This window comes from Microbacterium aoyamense (assembly GCF_023155855.1).
GTDB classification, from domain to species: Bacteria; Actinomycetota; Actinomycetes; order Actinomycetales; family Microbacteriaceae; genus Microbacterium; species Microbacterium aoyamense.
This window is the reverse complement of the sequence record NZ_JAKNUT010000001.1, coordinates 1,159,611-1,174,072: the sequence shown is the minus strand read 5'-3', so window position 1 is coordinate 1,174,072 and position 14,462 is coordinate 1,159,611. Positions and strand designations below refer to the sequence as shown.

Below are 14,462 nucleotides of genomic sequence, written 5' to 3'. Positions count from 1 at the left end.
AATCGGGACATGGATGCGGGTTAGCGCGCGATCTGGAAGTTGAAGACGTTCGTGTCGAAGTGGTTGTACGCCTCGTAGTCGATCAGGTCGTACAGGTCGGCGCGGTGCTGCATCTCGCCGAGCTTCGAGGTCAGGTGCCCCTCTTCGGTGAGCGTATCGAGTGCGCGGGATGCCGCGTCCATCGCGATCCGCAGGAGCGAGACCGGCCAGATCACGATGTTGACGCCCACGTCGCGCAGTTGGTCGACCGAGAAGAGGTCGGACTTTCCGAACTCCGTCATGTTGGCGAGGATCGGCACGTCGACCGCAGCCCGCACGGCGGCGAACTCCTCGAGCGAACGCATCGCCTCGGGGAAGATCGCGTCGGCCCCGGCATCCACCAGCGCCTTCGCCCGGTCGATCGCCGCCTGAAGCCCGTCGACGGCGGCGATGTCGGTGCGCGCCATGATGAGGAAGTTCGGGTCGCGCCGAGCGTCGACGGCGGCGCGGATGCGCTTGATCGCCGTGTCGTCGTCGACGACGCTCTTGCCGTCGAGGTGGCCGCAGCGCTTGGGGTTGATCTGGTCCTCGATGTGGGTGCCTGCGAGCCCGGCGTCCTCGAGCGTCTGGATCGTGCGTGCGACGTTCATCGGCTCGCCGAAGCCCGTGTCGGCGTCGATGATCGCCGGCAGATCCGTCATCCGGGCGATCTGCTGACCACGCCCCGCGACCTCGGTCAGGGTCGTGAGTCCGATGTCGGGCAGCCCGAGGTCGGCCGACAGCACGGCACCCGAGATGTAGACGCCCTCGAAGCCCTTCTGCTCGATCGACCGCGCCGAGAGGGGGTTGAACGCCCCCGGGAAGCGCAGCAGCTCACCCGTCGCGAGGCGCTCCCGGAAGAGCCGCCGCTTCTCGGCGGCCGAGATCGTCGAGTACAGCATCAGAAGAGGCCCTTCGGTGCAGGCGCGCCCGCGAGCACGCCGGGCTTCGCGACGATCGTGAGCTGCTGCACCTCTTCGGGCGTCAGTTCGGGGAGGCGCTGGGCGAGGTCGAGGAACCGCTCGATCTCGTCCGCCTCGAGCACGGGCTCGGCGAGGATCCGGAACTTGCGGATGTAGTCCTCACGCGCGAACGGTCGCGCACCGAGCGGGTGCGCGTCGGCGACGGCGATCTCGTCCTCGATGACCGTTCCGTCGGTCAGGCGGATCTCGACCCGACCGCCGAAGGCCTTCTCATTCGGGTCGTCGGAGTGGTAGCGACGCGTCCACTCGGCATCCTCGGCGGTCGTGATCTTGTTCCAGAGGGCCACGGTGTCCTCGCGCGCAGCCCTCGAGGGCAGGTACGAATCGACGTGGTGCCAGCCGCCGTCCTGCAGCGCGACGGCGAAGATGTACGGGATCGAGTGGTCGAGCGTCTCGCGCGATGCCGTGGGGTCGTACTTCTGCGGGTCGTTGGCGCCCGAGCCGATGACGTAGTGCGTGTGGTGGCTCGTGTGCAGCACGATCGCGTCCACGTCTGCCGGGTCGAAGGACGCCTCGTTGTGGAGCTTCCGCGCGAGATCGATCCACGCCTGCGCCTGGTACTCGGCGGAGTGCTCCTTCGTGTACGAATCGAGGATGCCGCGCTTGGCCTCACCCGCGGCGGGAAGCGGCACGTCGTACGAGGCGTCGGGGCCGTCCAGCATCCATGCCACGACGCCGTCCTCGCCTTCGTAGATCGGCGACGGCGAGGTCTCGCCGCGCATCGCGCGGTCGACGGCCTCGACAGCGAGCTTGCCCGCGAAGGCCGGAGCGTGCGCCTTCCACGTCGAGATCTCGCCCTTGCGCGACTGACGCGTGGCCGTCGTCGTGTGGAGCGCCTGGCCGACCGCCTGGTAGATCGTCTCGACGTCGAGGCCGAGCAGGGTGCCGATACCGGCGGCCGCCGACGGACCGAGATGGGCGACGTGGTCGATCTTGTGCTTGTGCAGGCAGATCGCGCGCACGAGGTCGATCTGGATCTCGTAGCCGGTCGCGAGGCCCCGCACGAGCGCCGCACCGTCCGAACCGACGTGCTGTGCGACGGCGAGGATCGGCGGGATGTTGTCGCCCGGGTGCGAGTAGTCGGCCGCGAGGAAGGTGTCGTGGTAGTCGAGCTCGCGCACGGCCACTCCGTTCGCCCACGCCGCCCATTCGGGCGAGGTGCGTCGCTCGAGCGCGCAGCCGAAGATCGTCGAACCGCTCCCCGACACCGAGACGGCGTGGTCGAGGGCCTGCTGACGCGCCGCGCTGACGGGGGCACGGGTGAGCGATGCCGCGGCCACCGACGCATTGTCGATAACGCGGTTGATGATCATGTCGACGACGTCGGGCTCGACGGCGACCTCGTCGGCGGCGACCTCAGCGATATGCCACGCGAGCTGTCCTTCGCGGGCGAGGTGCTCGTCGCTGCGGTGGACGCGGAGGTGATGGATGACGGTCATGATGCTCCTAGTTCGATCGTCGTGGAGAGTTCGGTGGACGCTGCGTCGAGCGACTCGAGGATGCTGACGAGCGCGTTGTGCAGGTGCACGTGCGTCGCATGTGCGGCGAGATCGGCGTCGCCGTAGGCGATCGCCGTGGCGATGAGTCGGTGCTCCGAGACGGATGCCTGGAGCCTGCCGGGATTGTCGCGGGCGAGCCGACGCACCCGTACGAGATGCGTGCGGACGCTGCGCAGTGCAGAGGTCAGGTAGTCGTTCGCGACGGCGGCGTCGAGCGCCGCGTCGAACTCGGCGATGAGGCGATAGTACGCATCGGCATCAGCCGGAGCGTCCACCGACGCCGTCGCGAAGCCCGACGCGAGGCGCGCGAACGTGGTGGCATCGCCGCGCTCGGCCGCGAGACGTGCGGCCATCTCTTCGAGAGCTCGGCGAAGGTCGAACAGCTCGCGGATGTCGCCGGCATCGATCGCGCTCACTACGGTGATGCGGGGCGACTGCTGCACGAGCAGGCCGTCGGCGACGAGGCGCCCGAGCGCTTCGCGCAGAGGAGTGCGGCTCACGCCGAGCCTGGTCGCCTGGTCGACCTCGCCGATCACGGTTCCGGGGACGAGGGCTCCCGACTGGATCTCGTCGAGAAGCGTGCGGTAGGCGCGGTCACTTGCTCGCACGTTCGCACCTCCTCGTCTTGCGTCATCGCCATTGTATACATAAGACGACCGAACGGCCAAGGATCGGGCCTTGACGCATCCTCACGTATACAAATACTCCCGCACGGCGCGTGCCGCCCAGGGCGTTGACGACCGCTCCGAGACACGCGACGAGATCGGGTCGGCTGCGCCTGTCGTCGAGTTCCGTCGGAAGTCTTCACGAAATCGTGAAGAAAGCGTAGCGTCACGCCCATGACCGATGTCATCCGCACGCGCGGACTCACGAAGCACTACGGCCGGGTGCACGCCCTCGACGGGCTCGACCTCGAGGTCGAGCAGGGGCAGGTGCACGGCTTCCTCGGCCCGAACGGCGCGGGCAAGTCCACGGCGATCCGCATTCTGCTCGGCCTGGCCCGTGCGACCGGTGGCGAGGCCTCCGTCTTCGGACTGCAGCCGTGGACGGACTCCGTCGCGATCCATCGCCGCCTCGCGTACATCCCCGGCGACGTGAGCGTATGGCCGAACCTGACCGGGGGCGAGTCGATCGATCTGCTGGCGCGTCTGCGCGGAGCCGGGCGCCGCGACGCGGCCCTCCGCGCGGAGAAGCAGCGACTGTGCGAAGCGTTCCAGTTCGATCCGCGCAAGAAGGGTCGGGCGTACTCGAAGGGCAACCGGCAGAAGGTCGCACTGATCGCCGCCTTCGCCGTGCCGGCCGAACTCTACGTCTTCGACGAGCCCACGAGCGGGCTCGATCCGCTCATGGAGGTCATGTTCCGTCGCGAAGTGGCTCGCGTGAAGGCGACCGGTGCGACCGTCCTGCTGTCGAGCCACATCCTGTCCGAGGTCGAGCAGCTGTGCGACCGCGTCTCGATCATCCGCGCCGGGCGGATCGTGGAGTCCGGAACCCTCGCGGAGCTGCGGCACCTCACTCGAACGGAGATCTCGTTCGAGGGGACGGATGCCGCGGCCGCGGCCGGCATCGAGGGCGCGCACGACGTCTCGGTCGAGGAGGGGCGGGTGCGTTTCACCGTCGACAGCGACGCGGTAGCGGGCATCCTCCCCGCGCTGTCGCAGCGCGGTGTTACGGGCCTGCGGATCGAGCCGCCGTCGCTCGAGGAGCTCTTCCTGCGCCACTACGGGGACGATCTGGACGCACTCGAGGGCCGCCCCGCCGCAGAACGCCCCGCGCTCCGACGGGACCGCCGATGAGCGGACTGGGCACGCTGCTCGGGCAGCGTCTGCGGCGCGACTGGCTGCAGCTGACGCTCTGGATCGTCGGCACCGTCGTCCTCGCTTTCGCGGGTCTCGGCGGTGTGAGTGCGTCGTACGGCACCGAGCAGGATCGAGTCGGCATCCTGGCCGCGGTCATGGCCAATCCCGTCATCCTGCTCTTCCGTGGGCTTCCATCGGGCACGGACTCCGACGCGTTCATCGTGTTCCTGCTGTTCCCGTGGCTGGCGATGCTGGCGGCGTTCATGAGCACATTCCTCGCCGTCCGGCACACCCGCGGCGACGAGGAGACCGGTCGTCTCGAGCTGATCGAGGCCACGCCCGCGGCACGGTGGACGCCCACCCTCGCGACGATCATCCACGGGCTGCTCGCGAACATCGTGCTCGGGATCCTCGTCGCGGCCGCGTTCGCCGCGGGGGGCGCCGCGCTCGAGGGCTCGCTCCTCGTCGGCTTCGCGACCGCAGCGGTGGGCGTGACGTTCCTCGGAGTCGGGATGCTGTCATCCCAGCTCATGCGCACCTCGCGCGGAGCGAACTCGCTCTCGGTCTGGGTGCTGTTGGCAGCGTTCGTGCTCGCAGGCGTGGGCAACGCCCTCGGCACGCCGAGCGACGATCTGACCCGCATCGAGAGTTCGTGGCTGACGTGGACGTCACCGTTCGGGTGGGCCGAGAACGCGCGCGCGTTCGATGAGAACCTGTGGTGGCCGGTGCTGTTGTGCGTCGTCGCGTTCGCAGCCCTCGTCGGTGTCGCGGTCGCGCTGCAGGCTCCGCGCGACCTCGGCGAGAGCGTCGTGGCCGAGCGGCGCGGTCGAGCAGACGCCCACGGCGGCCTCTCGTCGACGACCGCGCTCGTCCTGCGATTGTCGACCGGATCGACGATCGGCTGGATGGCGGGGGCGCTCATCGTGGGGGCGCTCTCGACATCGCTCGGATCCGTCGTCGACCAGATCGGCGGCGAGAATCCCGCGATCGCCGACATCCTGAACTCGATCGCGTCCGAAGGGGACCTCGAGCAGTCGATCGTCGCCGTGTTCTTCACGATGGTCGGTCTGCTGGCGGCCTGCGCCGCGATCCAGACCGTCGCGAGAGCTCGGCAGGAGGAAGCGCACGGCACGGCCGAAGCGGTGCTCGCGACGCCGGTCGCGCGTGTGCGGTGGCTCGCCGACTTCGTCGTCATCGGCTTCGTCGCGGTCGTCCTGACGTGCGGCGCCGCGTGGCTGGGCGCAGCGGCAGGCGCGGCGCGGAACAGCGAGACCGCGGACGAGCTGATGCGCGCAGCGGGCGTCGCCGCCGCGGGACAGGTGGTCGCGGCATCCGTCTTCCTCGTGCTCACCGCTCTCGTCTTCACGCTCGCTCCGCGGCTGACCATGCCCGTCGCATGGGCGGTCGTGGTCGTCGCGATCGTGCTGGGTCTGTTCGGACCGCTGTTCGGATTCCCCGACACCCTGGTGAACGCCTCGCCGTTCGCCGTCACGCCGGTGCTCGACGGCACGCAGATCGACCCGCGCGGAGTGTGGTGGCTCGTCGGCGTCGTCGTGGCCGGCGGCGCCGCATCCGTCCTCCTCATGCGACGGCGTGAACTGGCGGCGGACGGATGACGGAGCACCCTGGATCGGACGCCGCGGAGCAGGCTGCTGCGATGATGACCGCCGCCGGGATGGCGCGCATGCCGGCGCGGGTCATGATGGCCCTCGTCGGCTCACCCGATGAGGGCTACACCGCCGCCCAACTCGCCGATCGCCTCGGGGTCTCGGCGGCCGCCGTCTCGGGGGCCGTGCGCTACCTCCAGTCGATGCGGATCATCCAGCGGCTGTCACGACCCGGCGAGCGCCGCGACCGATACGACCTGGCCGATGACGCGTTCACCGGAGTCGTCACGGCGAACTCCCCGCTGTACGCGCGGCTCGCCGACCTCATGGAAGCGATCGCCGACGACAACGAGGCGGCCGAGGCATCCGTCCGACGTGCGCGCGACACGGCCGATTTCCTCCGGTACCTCGCGGAGCGCATGCCGCAGATCGCCGCGGACTGGCGCGCCTCGAGAGACGGGTAGCCTTGCCCGAGTGACAGATCGATACGTCGTCGCTACCGACGGTGCGTGCAAAGGGAACCCCGGCCCGACAGGCTGGGCGTGGGTCGGCGAAGACGGCCAGTGGGCCGCGGGGGCGATCCCCGTCGGCACGAACAACATCGGCGAGCTCATGGGTCTGCTCAAGGCGATCGAAGACCACACCGACGTGCGCGAGCTCGTCGTGCAGGCCGACTCGAAGTACGCGATCGACACCTACGAGAAGTGGATGGACGGCCACCGCCGCCGTGGCTGGAAGACCTCGACCGGCGCGCCCGCGAAGAACGTCGACATCCTCGAGCAGCTGATCGCGGCGCGCGAGGCACGGAGGGACGCGGGGATGCCGGACGTCGTGCTCGAGCACGTGCGCGGGCACTCCGGCCACGTGCTCAACGCGTGGGCCGACGAGCGTGCCGTGCGGGCATCGGAGCACGCCGCGAAGGGCACCGCGAGCGCGTGGTCGTCGCTGGGTTCGCACGACCCCATCGACGTCTCGACCCGCCCGAAGAACGGCCGCTGAACTAGGCCCCGGCTGCGGCGAGGTGCTCTGCGAGGGCGTCGAGCGCGGGGCGCTGGCCCTTCACGAGACGGTCGTGCGCGGCATCCATCGCCGTCCATTCGACGCGATCGACCTCGGGGAACGACTGCGTGCGCCCTGAGCGCGGAGGCCACTCGAGCTCGAACTCGCCGAACGCGAGGCCGTCGAGCGAGAGCGCCGATCCGTCGGCGACGAAGACCGTGACGCGCTTTCCCGACGAGTACGCGAACGTGCCGAGCTCGGCGAAGGGACCCTCCGGCGGATCGATGCCGAGCTCCTCGCGGAATTCGCGCGTCGCGGCATCCAGCGCCGCTTCGTCGCCCTCGTCGAACTCGCCCTTGGGGATCGACCACGCGCCGGCGTCCTTCGCCGCCCAGAACGGGCCGCCCATGTGCGCGATGAGCACTTCGGGGCCGTTCTCGAGCCGGTAGAGAAGGATGCCGGCGCTCGTGATCATCGGGTGATGCGCGTCTTCGGCGAGACGCGGTAGGTGTCTTCGGGGTCGTCGAAGACCGCGTCGCCGAGTGCCGCGTCGATGGCCGCCATCGTGTCGGCGTCGAGCGTGACGCCCGAGGCCTTGACCGTGTCGGCGAGCTGCTCCGGTCGGGATGCCCCGACGAGCGCCGCGGCGATGTTCGGGTTCTGCAGCACCCACGCGATCGCGAGCTGCGGCATCGTGAGACCCGCCTGCTCGGCGACCGGCGTGAGGCGCTGCACGGCCTCGAGCACGTCGTCCCTCAGGAAGCCCTTGATGAAGTTCGCGCCGCTCTTGTCGTCGGTCGCGCGCGAACCCTCGGGCACGGGCTGACCCGGCAGGTACTTGCCGCTCAGCACACCCTGCGCCATCGGCGACCAGACGATCTGCGAGATCCCGAGCTCCTGCGATGTCGGAACGACCTTGCCCTCGATGACGCGCCAGAGCATCGAGTACTGCGGCTGGTTCGAGATGAGCTGGATGCCGAGCTCTTTCGCGAGGGCGTGTCCTTCGCGAAGCTGCTCGGCCGTCCATTCCGAGACGCCGATGTACAGGGCCTTGCCCTGGCGGACGATGTCGGCGAAGGCCTGGAAGGTCTCGTGCAGGGGCGTCTCGTAGTCGAACCGGTGCGCCTGGTAGAGGTCGACGTAGTCGGTGCCGAGGCGCTTCAGCGACCCGTTGATCGAGTCCATGATGTGCTTGCGGCTGAGCCCGGTGTCGTTCGGGCCCATGGGGCCGGTGGGGAAGTAGACCTTCGTGAAGATCTCGAGCGACTCGCGGCGGTGACCTGCGATCGCCTTGCCGAGCACGACCTCGGCCGCGGTGTTGGCGTAGGTGTCGGCGGTGTCGAACGTTGTGATCCCGGCGTCGAGCGCCGCATGGACGGTCGCGATCGCCGCGTCATCCCCCACCTGCGAGCCGTGGGTCACCCAATTGCCGAGGGTGATCTCCGAGATCTTGAAGCCGCTGTCGCCGAGGTACCGATAGTTGACCATCTGATTACGCTATCCGTCTGTGGGGACGCGAGGCTCGAGGTCCGCAGTGGTATACAGGGTTGAGCTCGCATGGCAGGGAGGTACCGCGTGGTGGATGCGCTGGCGACCGGCCCTCAGATCCGGCCGGACTACCCCGAGCCGCTGTGGGTGCAGGCTGCTGCCCTCATCGAGGGCGAGATATCCTCGGGGGCGCTGCGCGCGGGCGCACGACTGCCGCCCGAGCGCGAACTCTGTCAGCAGCTCGACATCTCACGCGTCACGCTGCGCAAGGCTCTCGGGCACCTCGTCGAGCGAGGCCTGCTGAGTCCTTCTCACGGAAGGGGCTGGTACGTATCGGCCGATCGCGCGACGTCGGCGTCCGCGCCGCAGAAGGACTGGCCCAACAGCCTCGAGTCGTTCACCGAGACGGCCGAGCGGATGGGGCTCCCGGCGACGTCGATCGTCCTGCGCGCCGACACCGTGCGGGCCACGCTCGACGAGTCCGAACGGCTCTCCGTGGCGCCGGGCACTCCGCTGTTCGTCCTGGAGCGCATCCGTCGTCTGGACGGGGTGCCGATCGCCGTCGACGAGACGCGCTTCTCGCTCGCGCTCGCTCCCGCCGTGGAGTCGGCCGATCTCAGTGAGGGGTCCATCTACCGGCTCCTCGAGGCTGAGGGCGTCGATCTGCATCGCGCCGAGACCACGATCGAGGCGAAGGCGGTCGACGAGCGCATCGCCGCGCACCTGGGGGTCGAAGCGGGTCACCCGATGCTCGTGATGAGCCAGCTGGTCACCGATGCCGAATCCCATCCCGTGCTCGAGTCGACGATCCGATACAGCGGCGACCGCTACCGTCTGCGGACGCAGTTCACGCGAGCGGCCCGCTGACGTCTACTTGCCGTAGCCGGCCGAGAGGCCCTGCACGAACTGCCGCGAGAAGACCGTGAAGAGGATGATCAGCGGCACCGCCCCGAGCGTGAGCGCGGCCAGCAGCGCGGGGTAGTCCGTCTGGAACTGTCCGACGAACTGCTGGACTCCGAGCGTCACCGTCTGGTTGGGCTTGCTGGGCGCGAGGATGAGCGGGAACCACAGATCGTTCCACACCGGCAGCATCGTGATCGAAGCGACTGCCGCGAGGCCCGGTCGCACGAGCGGCAGAGCGATGCCCAGGACGCGGAACTCGTTCGCACCGTCCATCCGGGCGGCCTCCTTGAGCTCGGTCGGAACCGAGCGGAAGTAGCTCATCATGAGGGCGATCGCGAGCGGGAGCTGCATCGCGGTGTACACCAGGACGAGCGAGATCAGGGTGTCGTTGAGGCCCCACGCGACCATGGTCTGCAGGAGCGGCACCGTGCCCAGGCGGATCGGCAGCATGATCCCGACGATGAAGAACCCTGTCAGCACTGCGCTGATGCGCACGTTGTATTCGACGAGCGCCCATGCCGCGAACGTACCGAGCACGATGGTCAGGACGATCGTCGCAACCGTCACGATGATGCTGTTGGCGTAGTTGACGCCGAAGTTTCCGCGCGAGACGACGTTGATCCATCCCTGCACGCTGAAGCTTTCCGCGTCGGGCAGGGTGAACGGCGATCCGAAGATGCCCTGCGTCGTCTTGAAGGAGTTCATGACGATGACCAGGACCGGGGCGATGGCGAAGAACGCGAAGACGATGAGCAGCGCGTGGACGACGGTGGAGGTGAGCGCGTCGCCCCTCTGCGCTCGGCGTCGGCGCGGCCGGTCCGTCGGCGGTTGCTCCGGGCGGGTCCGTGAGGCTCGTTCAGCGGTGATGGTCACGATCGTTCCTAGAGTTCGTAGGTCTTGATGCGGCGCTGGAGGACGACGAAGTACGCCGCCGTCGTCACGAGGATGATGAAGAAGACCACCGAGGCGATCGTCGCCCCGAGATCCGGATCGGCGACCTGCCCGCTCGATCCGAAGAACGTCCGATAGAACATGGTGCCGAGGATGTCGGTCGAGTAGTTGGGACCCGGGGCGGAGCCGTTGAGCGCGTAGACGATGTCGAATCCGTTGAACGTCCAGATGTACGTCAGGATCACGATGAGGCCGAACTGGGGGGCGATGAGGGGGAATTTGATCCGCCAGAACAGCGCCCACGAGGACGTGCCGTCGATCCGCGCCGCCTCCACGATGTCATCCGGGATCGCGATGAGCGCCGTGTAGAGAAAGATCATCGGGATCCCCACGTATTGCCAGACGGACATGAGCGAGATCGTCGGCAGCGCCGTCAGCGAGTTGCCGAGCAGCGGGAACGAGACGAGCCCCCACAGCGGGCTGATGATCAGTCGCCAGACGAACCCGACGATGACGACCGACAGCGTGGCCGGAATGAACAGCAGCGTGCGATAGACCCCGCGCGAGCGTCGGATGGCGTTGGAGGTGAGCAGCGCCGCCATCAGCAGGCCGATCGGCAGTTCGACGATCAGGTGGATCAGGAAGAACTCGACGCTGTTGCGCAGGGCGTTCCAGAACCGCTCCGAGATGTACGGATCGGTGAAGAGGCGGTCGTAGTTCGCAAGACCCGCGAAGCTTCCCGAGTCCGAGTCGAAGAAGCTCAGTCCGACTGAGCTCAGCAGCGGATAGACCGAGAACAGCACGTAGACGGCGAGCGCGGGCACGACGAACAGGGCGAGCAGTCGATATCGGGTACCGGTGCGGATCATGCGGCGGTGACTTTCGGTCGGGGCGGGAGGGGGGCGCCCGAGCGGACCTCACCGCACGCACGGCGAGGTCCGCTCGAGTACAGCATGGCTTTGCTCTATTCCGCCGGGACGTACCAGCTGTCGAGATTCGTCTGGAGGGTCGTCGTGGCCTCCTCGGCTGTCACCCCGTCGTTGAACATCGTCTGGAGCACTGCCCAGATGTCGTCGTCGAGAGGCGGCTGGCCGGCGCTCAGGCGATCGAGCGCGAGCCTGGGCGTGAGGAGCGCGTCGATCTTGAGATCCGCGAACTCCTGCGCGAGCTTGTTGTCATAGGTGACGGGTTCGGTGCCCATCGAGAAGAAGCCGGGAAGCTTGTTGACGTAGAGCTGCTGGAACTCGGGGGTGCCGAGCCACTCCAGGAACTCGGCGGCCGCCTCCTTGTTCTTCGAGCTCGCGCTCAGTCCGATGGCCATGTCGGGCATCTCCTGCTGATACCGCTGGTCTCCTTCATTGACGACCGGCGCGGCGAAGACGCCGACATCGAGGCCCGTCGAGGTGGCGGCGGTGATGTCCCACGATCCATCCGGGAGGATCGCCGCCTGGCCGAGCGTGAACAGCTGCATCATGTCCTCGTAGCTGAGCGACTGGTAGCCCTCGGGCAGGTACGGGATGAGGTCGGCCGTGGCCTGGAAGGCGTCGACGAAGTCGGGATCGGTCAGCTTCTGGGTGCCGTCGATGAGCCCGAGACGCCCGTCCTCGCCCTTCCAGTAGTTCGGGCCGAGGCTGTAGAGCACGTTGTAGGCGAGCTGCCATCCGTCGGCCGAGCCGAGTGCGATGGGAGCGTACGTCCCGTTCTCCTTCACGGCATCCAGCACGCCGTAGAACTCCTCCATCGTCGTGGGGATCTCGAGGCCGAGCTCTTCGAAGATGGCCTTGTTGTAGTAGAAGCCTGCGAGCACCGAGGCGGTCGGCACGCAGTACGGGGTGCCGGCGTCGTCCGTCCACGCGGCGAGGGCCGTATCGCTGAAGGTGCCGACGGCGTCCAGACCCGACAGATCGTCGAAGTAGCCGTCGGCGATCCATGCGCGGTTGACGTCGAACGGCCGGCACATGATGAGGTCGGCCGCCGTTCCGCCATCGACGGACGCCTGGATCGTCGCGTTGTAGTCGTTCGTGTCGGTCGGCTGGTAGACGACCTTGATGTCGGGATGCTCCGCCTCGAAGACCGGGATCACCTCGGTCTCCCACAGAGTCGTGTCCTCCGTGCGCCACGTGGCGAGCGTGATCGTCGTCTGGTCGCCGTCGGCGCCGCCGTCGCTGCCGCCCGCGCAGCCGGCCAATCCAAGGCCGACGATCGCGACGACGGCGACACCGAGGGCCGGAACGACCCTCGAGCGCTGCTGTGATGTCACTCGCATGTGATTCCTTCTCTCAGGACGAGCTCGGGTGCTCGCGGGGGGACAGCGAGCGCTGTCTTGAGTGGCGAGCATATACAGGCATGCAAGAGGTAGCAAGAGGTATGCACAGATTTCCCGGATATTGCGCTCCGACGGTTGGTGGTAGCAGAATTCGGTCTAAGAGGTATTATCTGGATCACTACCGCAGGAAGGACCCTCCGTGATCAAAGTGGGCATCCTCGGGTCGGGCTTCATCTCCGACTCCTACGCCGACTCGCTGCTCGACGTGCGCAGCGCCGTGCTGACCGCGAACTACTCCCGTGACATCGAGCGAGCGCGAGCGTTCGCGGAGCGCTGGGCGAGCCCCGCCGCGTACGACTCGATGGAGGCACTCGCGGCATCCCCCGATGTCGACGTCGTGGTCATCGCACTCCCCAACGAAGTGCACCTCGAAGCGGTGCGCATCGTCGCCGCTGCGGGAAAGGGCGTCATCTGCACGAAACCGCTCGCGCGGACCGCTGCCGAAGCCGCGGAGATCCTGGACATCGTGACCGCCGCGGGGGTCTGGCACGGCTACGCGGAGAGCAGCGTCTTCTCGCCAAATATCCAGAAGGCGTACGAGATGGTCGAGGCCGGTGGCATCGGCGAACTCCTCACGATGCGCGCACGAGAGGCGCATTCCGGTCCTCACGCTCCGCATTTCTGGGACGCCGAGACCGCCGGCGGCGGCGCCCTCCTCGACATGGGCTGCCACACGGTCGAGTCGGCCCGCCACTTCTTCGGCAAGGACAACCCCGTGACCGAGGTCTTCGCATGGGGCGCCACCATGGTGCACACCGACAAGACCACGGGCGAGGACAACGCCGTCGCCCTCGTGAAGTTCGCGGGCGGGCAGCTGGCGACGATCGAATCCTCGTGGGTCGAGAAGGGCGGGATGCAGCTGCGCCACGAGCTCGTCGGCACAGCGGGGCGCCTGGTCACCGACACGTCCGTCACACCCGTCTGGGGCTTCATCGAGAAGCCCGTGGGCTACCTCGTCGAGAAGTCGGACGCCGAGACCGGGTGGGTGTACCCCGTGCCCGAAGAGACCCGCGCGTACGGGTTCTCGCAGCAGATGCGCCACTTCATCGATCATTTCGCCGCCGGCACGGCACCCAGCGAGACGTTCGAGGACGGACTCATCGTCAACACGATCCTCGACGCCTGCTACCGGTCGATGCGCACCGGCACGTGGGAGAGCGTGGACTACCCGTCGTGAACGCTCCCTCCCCCGCCCTCACGTCGGCGCGCGCCGAACCGGTCTGGCAGCGTGCCGCGCACGCCGTCGAGCGCCGGATCGGCGACGGGACCTGGCCACACGGCACGCGCCTGCCGAGCGAGCGCGAGCTCTGCATCGATCTCGACGTCAGCCGAGTGACCCTGCGTCGTGCGCTCAACGATCTCGAACGCCACGGCCTCATCTCGGCTCGCCGCGGACGCGGCTGGTTCGTGGGCGTCGAACCCGAGCAGCCGCCGAGCGACGCGCGCGCCGAGTGGCCGAACAGCCTGGAGTCCTTCACCGAGACGGCGGCACGTCTGGGCCTCGAGGCATCCTCGCGAGTCACTCGCTCGCAGATCGCGCCGGCGACTCTGGATGAGGCCGAGCAGCTGCAGGTCGTCGCGGGCATGCCGCTGCTGCATCTCGACCGGATCCGGTCCCTCGGAGGCATCCCCGTCCTGCGCGACTGCTCACGCGTGCCCGTGGCGCTCGTACCGCAGATCGAGTCGGTCGACTTCGCCCACGGATCCATGTACGCCGTCCTCTCGGCCGCCGGTTCCGCCCCCGCCTACGCCGAGACGACCCTCGAGGCGCGAGCGGCCGAACCCGAGCTCGCCGTGGAGCTGTCCATCGAACCCGGCAGCGCCGTGCTCGTGATGAAGGAACTCGCCCGCGCCGCGGACGGCCGACCCGTGCTCGCGAGCGAGATCCACTACGCCGGGGAGCGATACCGGCTGCGCACCGTGTTCGCCCGCACGAGCGCCCATTGACC

Annotated in this window: 15 protein-coding genes; 7 read left to right on the top strand and 8 right to left on the bottom strand. The window is 68.2% G+C overall.

The annotated features are described in order from the left end of the window. Nucleotides 1-20: 20 nt before the first annotated feature. From prpB to MA876_RS05995, 3 genes are read right to left on the bottom strand one after another with little or no spacing between them, the layout of a single operon-like run. Nucleotides 21-920, bottom strand: coding sequence for a methylisocitrate lyase (gene prpB, locus MA876_RS06005; protein ID WP_248146916.1), 900 nt, complete (start codon nt 918-920; stop codon nt 21-23). Continuing rightward, nucleotides 920-2,440, bottom strand: a complete 1,521-nt coding sequence (locus MA876_RS06000) for an MmgE/PrpD family protein (protein WP_248146914.1) — start codon at nt 2,438-2,440, stop codon at nt 920-922. Before MA876_RS06000 ends, prpB begins: the two co-directional genes overlap by 1 nt. Beyond that, a complete protein-coding gene (locus MA876_RS05995) occupies nt 2,437-3,108 on the bottom strand; it encodes a GntR family transcriptional regulator (RefSeq protein WP_248146912.1) in 672 nt (223 codons plus the stop codon). Before MA876_RS05995 ends, MA876_RS06000 begins: the two co-directional genes overlap by 4 nt. A 231-nt stretch (nt 3,109-3,339) precedes the next feature. Between MA876_RS05995 and MA876_RS05990 the strand changes: the two genes are divergently transcribed. Genes MA876_RS05990 through MA876_RS05975 form a run of 4 tightly spaced genes read left to right on the top strand, consistent with a single transcriptional unit; the run spans nt 3,340 to nt 6,905 of the window. Next, nucleotides 3,340-4,296: an ABC transporter ATP-binding protein gene (locus MA876_RS05990; RefSeq protein WP_248146910.1), complete on the top strand. Its 957-nt coding sequence runs from the start codon at nt 3,340-3,342 to the stop codon at nt 4,294-4,296. Continuing rightward, nucleotides 4,293-5,915, top strand: coding sequence for an ABC transporter permease (locus MA876_RS05985; RefSeq protein ID WP_248146908.1), 1,623 nt, complete (start codon nt 4,293-4,295; stop codon nt 5,913-5,915). Before MA876_RS05990 ends, MA876_RS05985 begins: the two co-directional genes overlap by 4 nt. Continuing rightward, complete coding sequence (locus MA876_RS05980; RefSeq protein WP_248146906.1) at nt 5,912-6,370, top strand: GbsR/MarR family transcriptional regulator; 459 nt, start codon at nt 5,912-5,914, stop codon at nt 6,368-6,370. The genes MA876_RS05985 and MA876_RS05980 overlap by 4 nt, the downstream gene beginning before the upstream one ends. Before the next feature lie 10 nt (nt 6,371-6,380). Then, nucleotides 6,381-6,905: a ribonuclease H family protein gene (locus MA876_RS05975; protein WP_248146904.1), complete on the top strand. Its 525-nt coding sequence runs from the start codon at nt 6,381-6,383 to the stop codon at nt 6,903-6,905. Between the two features lies 1 nt (nt 6,906). On the opposite strand, the gene MA876_RS05970 is transcribed toward MA876_RS05975, so the two are convergent. Both MA876_RS05970 and MA876_RS05965 read right to left on the bottom strand, forming a co-directional pair. Next, on the bottom strand, nt 6,907-7,380 hold the full coding sequence (locus MA876_RS05970) for an NUDIX hydrolase (protein ID WP_248146902.1): 474 nt from the start codon (nt 7,378-7,380) through the stop codon (nt 6,907-6,909). After that, on the bottom strand, nt 7,377-8,393 hold the full coding sequence (locus MA876_RS05965) for an aldo/keto reductase family protein (RefSeq protein WP_248146900.1): 1,017 nt from the start codon (nt 8,391-8,393) through the stop codon (nt 7,377-7,379). The genes MA876_RS05970 and MA876_RS05965 overlap by 4 nt, the downstream gene beginning before the upstream one ends. Nucleotides 8,394-8,480: 87 nt before the next feature. Here MA876_RS05965 and MA876_RS05960 point away from each other — a divergent pair, with 87 nt between their 5' ends. After that, nucleotides 8,481-9,260 carry a GntR family transcriptional regulator gene (locus MA876_RS05960; RefSeq protein ID WP_248146898.1) on the top strand — a complete coding sequence of 260 codons (780 nt, stop codon included), beginning with the start codon at nt 8,481-8,483 and terminating at the stop codon, nt 9,258-9,260. Nucleotides 9,261-9,263: 3 nt separating this feature from the next. Here the strand turns inward: MA876_RS05960 and MA876_RS05955 are convergent, their stop codons facing one another. The 3 genes from MA876_RS05955 to MA876_RS05945 form a co-directional block, all read right to left on the bottom strand. After that, nucleotides 9,264-10,169, bottom strand: a complete 906-nt coding sequence (locus MA876_RS05955; protein WP_248146896.1) for a carbohydrate ABC transporter permease — start codon at nt 10,167-10,169, stop codon at nt 9,264-9,266. A gap of 8 nt (nt 10,170-10,177) precedes the next feature. After that, on the bottom strand, nt 10,178-11,056 hold the full coding sequence (locus tag MA876_RS05950; protein WP_248146894.1) for a carbohydrate ABC transporter permease: 879 nt from the start codon (nt 11,054-11,056) through the stop codon (nt 10,178-10,180). A 95-nt stretch (nt 11,057-11,151) separates the two neighbouring features. Next, nucleotides 11,152-12,453: an ABC transporter substrate-binding protein gene (locus MA876_RS05945; RefSeq protein ID WP_248146892.1), complete on the bottom strand. Its 1,302-nt coding sequence runs from the start codon at nt 12,451-12,453 to the stop codon at nt 11,152-11,154. A gap of 199 nt (nt 12,454-12,652) precedes the next feature. Here MA876_RS05945 and MA876_RS19275 point away from each other — a divergent pair, with 199 nt between their 5' ends. Beyond that, nucleotides 12,653-13,690, top strand: coding sequence for a Gfo/Idh/MocA family protein (locus MA876_RS19275; RefSeq protein ID WP_248146890.1), 1,038 nt, complete (start codon nt 12,653-12,655; stop codon nt 13,688-13,690). Then, on the top strand, nt 13,687-14,460 hold the full coding sequence (locus tag MA876_RS05935) for a GntR family transcriptional regulator (RefSeq protein WP_248146888.1): 774 nt from the start codon (nt 13,687-13,689) through the stop codon (nt 14,458-14,460). The genes MA876_RS19275 and MA876_RS05935 overlap by 4 nt, the downstream gene beginning before the upstream one ends. Nucleotides 14,461-14,462: the final 2 nt, after the last annotated feature.